Below are 10,698 nucleotides of genomic sequence, written 5' to 3' on the forward strand. Positions count from 1 at the left end.
GCACGCCGCGCCACCAGGGCGCCGGCCAGGTGCGAGAGCGCCAGGTCCCCGCCCGCCGCCACGAAGGAGGCCAGCCGCTCCGCCTGCCCCGCCAGGGCGTCGGCGCTGCGCGCCGAGACCACGAGCGGCACGAGACCATCGGTGACGGCTGCCACCGGCTCCGGATCCTCGGCCGGGGGCTCCTCCAGGACCAGGTGCGCGTTCGTCCCGCTGACTCCGAAGGAGGAGACGCCCGCCCGGCGCGGCCGCCCGACGGCCGACCACTCCCGCGCCTCGGTAAGCAGCTCGACGGCGCCCTCCGACCAGTCCACCTGAGAGGACGGCGTGTCCACGTGGAGCGTGGCCGGCATCACGCCGTACCGCATCGCCTGGACCATCTTGATCACGCCGGAGACACCCGCAGCCGCCTGCGTGTGGCCGACGTTCGACTTCAGCGAACCCAGCCACAACGGGCGTCCGGGCTCGCGCTCCTGGCCGTAGGTCGCCAGGAGGGCCTGGGCCTCGATCGGGTCGCCGAGCACGGTTCCCGTCCCGTGGCCCTCGACCACGTCGACGTCGGCCGGCGTGAGACCGGCGTCGGCGAGGGCCTTGCGGATGACCCGCTGCTGGGAGGGGCCGTTGGGGGCCGTCAAGCCGTTGGAGGCGCCGTCCTGGTTGACGGCCGAGCCACGGATCACGGCGAGCACCTGGTGTCCATTGCGCCGGGCCTCGGACAGGCGCTCCAGGACGACCATGCCCGCGCCCTCGGCCCAGCCCGTACCGTCGGCGGCGTCCGCGTACGACTTGCAGCGGCCGTCGGCCGCGAGGGCCCGCTGCCGCGAGAACTCCATGAACATGCCGGGGCCTGCCATCACGGTCGCGCCGCCGGCCAGCGCCATCGAGCACTCCCCGCGGCGCAGGGCCTGCGCCGCGAGGTGCATGGCCACGAGCGAGGAGGAGCACGCCGTGTCGACGGTCACGGCCGGACCCTCGAACCCGAACACGTACGAGATGCGACCCGAGGCCACGCTCCCCGTGGTGCCGGTTCCGGTGAATCCCTCCAGCTCCGGCGGGACCGGGCCGCCGGTCGCGTAGCCCTCGTTGATGACGCCGACGAAGACGCCGACGTCGGCACCCTTGAGCCCGGTGGCGTCGACGCCTGCCCGTTCCAGGGCCTCCCACGAGGTCTCCAGGAGCAGCCGCTGCTGCGGGTCCATCGCCACGGCCTCGCGTGGCGAGATGCCGAAGAAGCCCGCGTCGAAGAGGCCGGCCTCGTGCAGGAACCCGCCGCGCGTCACGTACGACTTGCCGCTCTGCTCGGGGTCCTCGTCGAACAGGCTCTCCAGGTCCCAGCCGCGGTCGGTGGGGAAGCCGGAGACGCCGTCGCCTCGTTGGGAGACGAGTCGCCACAGGTCCTCGGGGCCGGCGACTCCACCCGGAAGCCGGCACGCCATTCCGACGATCGCGATCGGCTCCGACTTCTCCGCCTCCAGCTCCAGCACACGCTGCTGGGAGCGGCGTGCCTCGGCGAGGACGCGCTTGAGGTAGTCGCGAAGCTTGCTTTCATCCGCCATCGAGGTTCGGCTCCTAGAGGCTGTTGCGGCTGTGAGGCTGTTGCGGCTGTGCGGCTGTGGCGTCGGGGTCGGCGGGTGTGGAGGTCGGGCGTTGCTAGTTGCCGAACTCCGTGTCGATGAGGTCGAAGAGTTCGTCGTCGGAGGCGCTGTCGAAGTCGAGCCGCTCCTCGGCGGACGGGGCACCGCTCGCCGACCAGGTGGCCAGGAGGCCCTGGAGCCGGGTGGCCACCTGGGCTCGGGCCGAGTCGTCGGCGGGGGTGCCCGCCAACATGGCCTCCAGTCGGCTCAGTTCGGCCAGCAGCGGATGGGAGCCGGACGTGGTCCCGGCCTCGGGGTCGAGCCGGCTGTGGAGGTACCGGGCCAGGGCGAGGGGCGCCGGGTAGTCGAAGACGACCGTGGCGGGGAGGGAGAGCCCCGTGGCGCCGCGCAGGCGGTTGCGCAGTTCGACCGAGGTGAGCGAGTCGAAGCCGATGTCCTTGAACGCCGTCTCCGGCCGGACCTGCTCGGGACCGGTGTGGCCGAGGACGATCGCCACCTGGCCGCGTACGAGGTCGAGCAGCAGACCCTGCTGGTCGGCCGGCGAAAGCCCGGCAAGGCGTGCGGCCAGTCCGCCTCCGTCGCCGGCACCGGTACGGGCCGGCCGGCGCCCCGGGCGGACCAGGCCGCGCAGCAGCGGCGGGACTCCCCCGCCGAGCGCGGCGTCGGCGCGGACCGCGCGCAGGTCGAGCCTGGCCGGTACGAGGAGGGCGGAGCCGTCGGCGAGAGCAGCGTCGAACAGGTCCATGCCCTCGGCCGCCGTCAGGGGCTCCACGCCGCCGCGGCGCCCGGTCCGGCCGTCCTGGTCGGGTTCGCTGGCGGCGTCGGCGGCATCCGGGTCGGCGGTGCGGGCCCACAGGCTCCAGGCCAGCGACACGGCCGGCAGGGCCGCGGCACGGCGGCGGTGGGCCACCGCGTCGACGTAGGCGTTGGCGGCGGCGTAGGCGCCGGTACCCGCGCCCAGGAAGACGGACGAGGCCGACGACATGAGGACGAACGCCCTCAGTTCCGGGGCGAGTTCGCGGGTCAGCTCGTCCAGGTGCCGGACGGCCGTGGCCTTCGGCGCGAAGACCTGGGCCAGGCGTTCCCGGTCCACCTCGCCGATCAGGCCGGCGTCGAAGACCCGGGCGGCGTGGACCACCGCCGTCAGCGGGTGCTCGGCCGGAACGGCGGCCAGCAGGGCGGCGACCGCGTCCCGGTCGGTGACGTCGCACGCCACGACCGACACCTCGGCGCCCAGGGCCGTCAGCTCGGCCACGAGCTCCGTCGCGCCGTCGGCGTCCGGGCCGCGCCGGCCGGCCAGGAGCACGTGGCCGGCACCGTACTCCCTGACCAGATGGCGGGCCGCCAGCGCGCCCAGCGATCCGGTGCCGCCGGTGACGAGCACCGTGCCGGCGGGGTCGAGCGGGAGCCGCTCGGGGACTTCTGCGGAGGGCTCGCCCGGCCGTCGTGCGTGCGTACGGACGAGACGCGGCACGGTCAGCGTCGTACCCACGACGGCAACCTGCGGTTCGCCGCTCGCGAGGACGGAGTCCAGGAGGGCGGCGAAGTCGGGGGCCATGACCGCGTCGATGTCGATGTCGATGTCGAAGCCGATCACACTGTCGCTGTCGCTGTCGCTGTCGCTGTTCACGTCCAGCAGGACGATCCGCTCCGGGTTCTCCGCCTGGGCCGCACGGACCAGGCCCCAGACGGCGGCACCGGCCGGGTCGGTCACCGTGGCGTCGCCTCCCGCCGGCACCGCGCCACGGGTCACCACGACGAGGCGGGAACCCTCCAGCGCCTCCTCGGCCAGCCACGCCTGCGTCACCGCCAGGACCCGCGAGACCACGGCCGGAACGACGGCCTCGTCGTCGCCGCTCGCCACCCGGTCCTCAGCCGCGAAGGCCTCCAGGACCACGGCCGTCGGCACGTCCGCCCCGGCCGCCAGCGCCGCCAGGTCCTCCGGGGTGGACACGGTCACCGGTCGCTCCGCCCGGGCCGCCGTCGCCTCGGCGCCCTGGAGCGGCGCGAGCTGGGCGAGCGCCGTCCACTCGACGCGGAACAGCCCGGGTCCGCCATCGCTCACGGTGCCGGCAGCGGCCTCCACTTGCGCCATGGACAGCGGTCGGAGCACGACCGCGTCGGCTTCCAGGACCGGCCCGCCGGTCTCGTCGACGGCGGTCAGCGACCGTGCGTCCGGCCCCTGGGGCGCGATCCGCACCCGCAGCACCGAGGCACCTGCGGCGTGCAGCGTCAACCCGCGCCACTCGTGCGGCAGCCAGGTCCGCTCGCGGTCCTCCGTCGCGGCGCCCGACAGCAGCACCGGGTGCAGGGCGGCATCGAGGAGCGCGGGATGTATGCCGAACCGGGCCGCACTGTCGCGCTGCTCGTCCGGCAATGCGACCTCGGCGAAGACCTCCTCACCTCGCCGCCACACCGCACGCAGACCCTGGAACGCCGGGCCGTGCTCGTGACCGTGGGCGACGAGGTCGGCGTGGATCCCCTCCACATCGATCTTCTGAGCACCGGGCGGCGGCCAGGCGGCGATGTCGGCCCGCGTGCTCACCGCCGCCTTCGCCACCGCTCCAAGGACACCGGTGGCGTGGCGGATCCATGCTTCGCCGCCGGCGGAGTCAGCCTCTGCGTCCTCGCGGGTCGAGTAGATGTCGACGGTACGCGTGCCGTTCTCGCCCGGGCCGCCCACGGCGACCTGGACTCGGACGCCGCCGTGGGCGGGGACGACCAGTGGCGAGTCGATGACCAGTTCGTCGAGCGTGCCGCAGCCGACCTCGTCGCCCGCGCGGACGGCCAGTTCGACCAGGCCGGCGGCGGGGACGAGGACGACCCCGTCCACGGCGTGGTCGGCGAGCCAGGCGTGGGTGCGCAGCGACAGCCGGGACGTGAAGACCAGGCCGTCGGAGTGCGGGAGTCGCACGACCGCGCCGAGCATCGGGTGGTCGGCCTTGCCCTGACCGAGAGAGGCCGCGTCGGTGGTGGCGCCGGTCCGGAGCCAGTAGTGCTGGTGGTCGAAGGCGTACGTCGGGAGGTCGACGTGCGCGGCACCGGCGCCGGCCGGCAGGACCCTGGCCCAGTCGACCGGTCCGCCGTGGACGAAAACCTCGGCGGCCGAGGTCAGCAGCGTCTGCGCCTCGGGACGACCGTCGCGCAGAGCCGCGACGCAGACCGCCCGCTCCCCCGCGGACTCCTCCACGACACTCGACAGAGCCGCCCCGGGACCGAGCTCGACGAAGACCACCTCGCCGTCACCCGCCGCGGCCGCCACGCCATCCGCGAAGCGGACCGTACGACGGACATGATCAACCCAGTACCGCGGGTCAGCGAGCTGCCCCGGCTCGGCCAGCCGCCCGGTCACGTTCGAGACCACCGGGAACTTCGGCTCAGACCACGCCACTTGAGAGAGAACAGCAGCGAACTCGTCGAGCATCGGCTCCATCAGCACCGAGTGGAACGCATGCGAGACCGTCAGCCGCTTGGTCTTACGACCCTGCTCCGCCAGCTTCGCCGCCACAGCCAGCACGGCATCCTCGACACCCGACAGAACCACCGACGCCGGCCCGTTCACCGCCGCCAGATCCACACCCTCACCAAGCAGCTCGGCGACCTCGCCCTCCGACGCAGCCACCGCGACCATCGCGCCACCAGACGGCAACGCCTGCATCAACCGACCCCGAGCCGCCACCACAGCAGCCGCATCCGCCAACGACAGCACCCCCGCGACATGGGCCGCAGCGATCTCACCGATCGAATGCCCCATCACCGCATCCGGCCGCACACCCCACGACTCGACCAGCCGGAACAACGCCGTCTCCACAGCGAACAAACCGGCCTGCGTAAACACGGTCTGACTCAAGTCACCAGCATCACCAAGGACGACGTCCTTGACCGAATGCTCCACCCACCCCGACAACTGCGCGTCCAACAAGGCGCACACCTCGTCGAAAGCCTCCGCGAACACCGGATACCGGTCGTACAACTCCCGGCCCATCCCCACCCGCTGCGAACCCTGCCCCGGAAACACCAACACCGTACGAGCAGCCGAAGCCCGGCTCCCCGTCACCACCCCCGCAGCCGACTCGCCCCGCGCCAGCGCACCAAGCCCCGCCAGCGCCTCCTCCCGCGAACCCGCCACCACCACCGCACGCTCGGACAGCACCGCACGCTCCGCGAGCAGCGCCGCTGCGATCTCCGGCAGGGGCGCTCCACCGGCGGCACCGACGAACGACGACAGCCGCTCGGCCTGGCCCGCAAGGGAACCGGCACTCTTCGCCGACACCACCAGCGGCACCACGCCATCAGCCGCGACTGCCATCGGCTCGGGCTCCTCCTCCGGCGCCTGCTCCAGGATCAGGTGCGCGTTCGTCCCGCTCAGCCCGAACGACGACACCCCCGCCCGGCGCGCCCGCCCGGTCTCGGGCCAGTCCCGCGCCTCCGTCAGCAGCTCCACGGCACCTGCCGACCAGTCCACCTGCGAGGAGGGCGTGTCGACGTGCAGGGTCGGCGGCATGACGCCACGGCGCAGCGCCTCGACCGTCTTGATGACGCCGGCGACGCCCGAGGCCGCCTGTGTGTGGCCGATGTTCGACTTCAGGGAGCCCAGCCAGAGCGGGCGCTCCGGGTCGCGGTCGCGCCCGTACGTGGCCAGCAGGGCCTGCGCCTCGATCGGGTCGCCGAGGACCGTGCCCGTGCCGTGGCCCTCGACCAAGTCCACGTCACCCGTCGACAGACCGGCCGCCGCCAGCGCCTTGCGGATGACGCGCTGCTGGGACGGGCCGTTCGGCGCCGTCAGGCCGTTCGACGCGCCGTCCTGGTTCACCGCCGACCCACGGACGACGGCGAGCACCCGGTGCCCGTTGCGCCGCGCCTCCGACAGTCGCTCGAGGACGACCACACCGGCGCCCTCGGCCCAGCCCGTACCGTCCGCGGCGTCCGCGTACGACTTGCAGCGGCCGTCCGAGGCGAGCCCCCGCTGCCGCGAGAACTGGACGAACGCCCCGGGGCTGGTCATGACCGCCGCACCGCTGGCGAGGGCGAGCGAGCACTCTCCCTGGCGGAGCGACTGCGAGGCCAGGTGGATGGCGACAAGGGACGAGGAACACGCCGTGTCGACGGTCACGGCCGGGCCCTCGAAGCCGAAGACGTACGACACGCGTCCCGACGCCACACTCGTGCCGGCGCCGGTCGTGACGAAGCCCTCCAGTTCGGCCGGCACGTCGGCGCCCGAGCCGTAGCCCTGGCCCATCAGGCCGGAGAACACCCCGACGTCCCGGCCCTTGAGCGTCCCCGGGTCGATCCCGGCCCGCTCCAGGGCCTCCCACGAGGTCTCCAGGAGCAGCCGCTGCTGCGGGTCCATCGCCAGCGCCTCACGCGGCGAGATCCCGAAGAACCCGGCGTCGAACTGTCCCGCGCCGTGTAGGAATCCGCCCTGGTCGGCGTAGGACGTACCCGCCTTGTCCGGGTCGGAGTCGAAGAGCCCGTCCAGGTCCCAGCCGCGGTCTTCGGGGAAGCCGGACATCGCGTCCCGGCCCTCGCTGACCAGCCGCCACAGGTCCTCCGGGCTCGCCACGCCACCCGGCAGTCGGCACGCCATGCCCACGATCGCGATCGGCTCACCGGGGTCGGCCGGTGCCGCCGTCGGTGTGTCCGGCGATTCCGGGGCCGTGGTCCCGGCCGTGACGCCGAGTTCGCCGTGGAGGTGGCGGGCGAGCGCGAGCGGCGTCGGGTGGTCGAAGACGACGGTGGCGGGCAGCTTGAGGCCGGTGGCTTCGCGGAGCCGGTTGCGCAGTTCCACCGAGGTGAGCGAGTCGAATCCGTTGTCGCGGAACGCGGTCTCGACCGGCACTCCGTCCGGCCCTGCGTGGCCGAGGACGGTCGCGGCGTGCGTGCGGACGAGGTCGAGGAGCAGCACGTCCTGCTCGTCGGCCGGCAGCCCGGCCAGGCGGGCGGCGAGGCCGCTGGTGCCGTCGCCCCCGGCGGCGGTACGGGCGGCCTGCCGGGTGACCCGTATCAGGCCGCGCAGCAGCGGCTGCACCGCGCCTCCGGCCGCCGCGTCGGCGCGCATCGACCGAAGGTCGAGCTTGATCGGGACCAGCAGGGCCTCGCCGCTGCGCAGCGCGGCGTCGAACAGGTCCAGGCCCTCGGCCGACGTCAGGGCGCGGCTCCGGCTCCGGTTGACGCGCGACGCGTCGGTGCCGTCCAGGTGAGCGGTCATGGCGGTGGCCTGTTCCCACAGGCCCCAGGCCAGGGAGAGGCCTGGCAGGCCGGCCGCCCGGCGCCGGTGGGCCACCGCGTCGAGATAGGCGTTGGCCGCCGCGTAGTTGCCCTGCCCAGCCGAGCCGAACACGCCGGCAGCGGAGGAGAAGACGACGAACGCCCTCAGCTCCGGAACCAGTTCGCGGGTCAGCTCGTCCAGGTGACGTACGGCCGTCACCTTCGGACCGAAGACGTACGCGAGGCGCTCCGGCGTCAGCGCACCGATCACCCCGTCGTCCAGGACACCCGCCGTATGCACGACACCCGTCAGCGGATGCGCCACCGGTACGGACCCCAGGAGCGCCGCCACGGCGTCCCGGTCCGCTACGTCACAGGCGACGACCGTCACCGACGCACCCGACTCCACCAGTTCGGCGGTCAGTTCGGCCGCACCCTCGGCATCCTGCCCGTGACGGCTGACCAGCAGCAGGTGCCGTACGCCGTGCTCCGCGACAAGGCGCCGGGCCACCAGGCCGCCCAGGGTGCCCGTACCTCCCGTGATCAGCACCGTTCCGTCCGGCGCGAAGGTGACGGGGGTGTCGGAGCCGAGGCCGGCCCGAGCGATGCGGGGGGCGAGGAGCGCGGTCCCGCGCACGGCGACCTGGGGCTCACCGGCCGCGAGGACGGCGGTAAGCACCGGTTCGACGTCCGTACCGGGGGCGGCGTCGGTGTCGAGGAGGACGATCCGGTCCGGGTGCTCGGCCTGGGCAACCCGGATCAGGCCCCAGACGGCGGCGCCGGCCGGGTCGATCACGTCGGCGTCGCCGCCGGCGGGCACCGCGCCCCGGGTGACCACGACCAGCGTGGCGCCGTCCAGACCCGGCGTGGCCAGCCACGCCTGGACGACGGCGAGCACGCGACCGGTCAGGGCCGGCGCCTCGTCGTCCGCGCCGTCACCTGCCGCGTCCAGGACGACGACCGGCGGTACGCCCGCGCCGTTGTTCAGCATGGCCACGTGGTCCGGGGAGGCCACCGGCACCCAGGCGGGCGGCAGTTCCATTCCGGGAGCCGCGCTGCCGGGCAGCTCGGTCCACTCCACGCGGAAGAGCGCGTCCCGGCCGTCGTCGGCCGCCGTCCGGCCCAACTGGTCGACCGACACGGGCCGGGAGACCAGCGACTGGAGGCTGAGCACGGGACCGCCGGTCTGGTCGGCGGCTTCGAGGGAGAGGGTGTGGGCGGCGGACTGCACCAGGCGCACCCGCAGCGCGGAGGCACCGGCAGCGTGCAGACGCAGGCCGTTCCAGCCGAACGGCAGGTGCACTTCGCCCTCCGCGCCGGCGTCGCCCTCGCCGACCTCTCCCAGGGCCTCCGCGCCGGCACGATGACGACCCTCGCCCGCCGGGTCCGCGAGCGCGACGTCCAGCATGACGGGGTGCAGGGCGGCGTCCAGCAGGGCGGGGTGGATGCCGAACCGGGCGGCGGCGTCCCGCTGTTCGTCGGGCAGCGCGACCTCCGCGAACAGTTCCTCGCCGCGCCGCCACACCGCCCGTACGCCCTGGAACACCGGGCCGTAGCCGTAGCCCGCCGCCGCCAGGAGCTCATAGCCGCCCGCGACCGGAAGCTGCTGGGCGCCGGGGGGAGGCCACGCGGTGAAGTCGAAGCCCGGGGTGTGGACGGCGGACGTCGCCGTGAGGGTGCCGGTGGCGTGCCGGGTCCAGGCGTCGCTGTCGTGGTCCCCGACGGCTTCGTCCGAGGTCGAATAGACGGCGACCGCGCGCGTGCCGTTCTCCTCCGGGCCGCCTACGGCGACCTGGACGCGGACGCCGCCCTGCTCGGGCAGGACGAGGGGCGCCTCGACGACCAGCTCTTCGAGCGTTCCGTGGCCGACCTCGTCGCCTGCGCGGACGGCGAGTTCGACCAGACCGGTGCCGGGCACGAGCACGGCTTCGCCGACGGCGTGGTCGGCGAGCCAGGAGTGCGTACGGAGCGACAGGCGGGAGGTGCACAGCACACCGCCGGTCTCGGGCACCGCCACGACGGCGCCGAGCAGCGGGTGGTCTGCCGAGGCCTGACCGAGGGAGGCGGCGTCGGTCTCAGGTGCCGTGTGCAGCCAGTAGTGCTGGTGCTCGAAGGCGTACGTCGGGAGGTCGACGTACGCCGTACCGGTGGCGCTTCCGGCCGGCAGGACGCCGGTCCAGTCGAGGGGGACGCCGCGGACGAAGAGCTCGGCCATCGAGGTCAGCAGACGGCGCAGCCCGCCCTCGTCACGGCGCAGCGAGCCGGTCACCACCGCGTCGGCGTCCGCCTCGTCGACGATCTCGTCGACCGGCTGGACCAGAACCGGGTGGGCGCTGGACTCCACGAAGACGGTGTGGCCGTCGGCGAGGAGCTCGGCGATCGCGGGCCCGAAACGGACCTGGCTGCGCAGGTTCCGGTACCAGTAGCCGCCGTCCAGGACCGCGGAGTCCCGTACCCACTCTCGCGTGACGGTGGAGTAGAAGGGGATCAGCGGGGCCTGCGCGCGGATGTCTGCGAAGGCGGCGGTCAGTTCGGCCTCGATCGCCTCGACGTGCCGGGTGTGGGAGGCGTAGTCCACCGCGACCCGACGCACACGGACACCGTCCGCAGCAAGCACATCGAGCGCCTCGTCGAGGGCCTCGGCGTCACCGGCGACCACCACGGACGCGGGCCCGTTGACAGCCGCCACCTCCACCCGGCCGGCCCACGGCTCCAGACGCTTGACCGCGTCCCCCTCCGAGAGAGCCACCGACGCCATGCCACCACGGCCCGCAAGGCTCCCGGCGATCACCTGACTGCGTACCGCCACCACACGGGCCGCGTCCTCAAGGGACAACGCACCCGACACACACGCCGCCGCGATCTCACCCTGCGAGTGCCCCACCACAGCGTCGGGAAC

General features: G+C 73.9%; 1 protein-coding gene and 1 pseudogene. Both read right to left on the minus strand.

Going from position 1 to position 10,698, the window contains the following annotated elements; genetic code table 11:
- Positions 1-1,553: pseudogene (locus ACIGEZ_RS34125) on the minus strand (type I polyketide synthase); the annotation flags it as partial.
- A 94-nt stretch (positions 1,554-1,647) separates the two neighbouring features.
- Positions 1,648-10,686, minus strand: coding sequence for an SDR family NAD(P)-dependent oxidoreductase (locus tag ACIGEZ_RS34130; protein WP_399839285.1), 9,039 nt, complete (start codon positions 10,684-10,686; stop codon positions 1,648-1,650).
- Positions 10,687-10,698 lie beyond the last annotated feature (12 nt).

The sequence above is a fragment of the Streptomyces sp. NPDC085481 genome, assembly GCF_044541845.1.
Classification (GTDB): Bacteria; Actinomycetota; Actinomycetes; order Streptomycetales; family Streptomycetaceae; genus Streptomyces.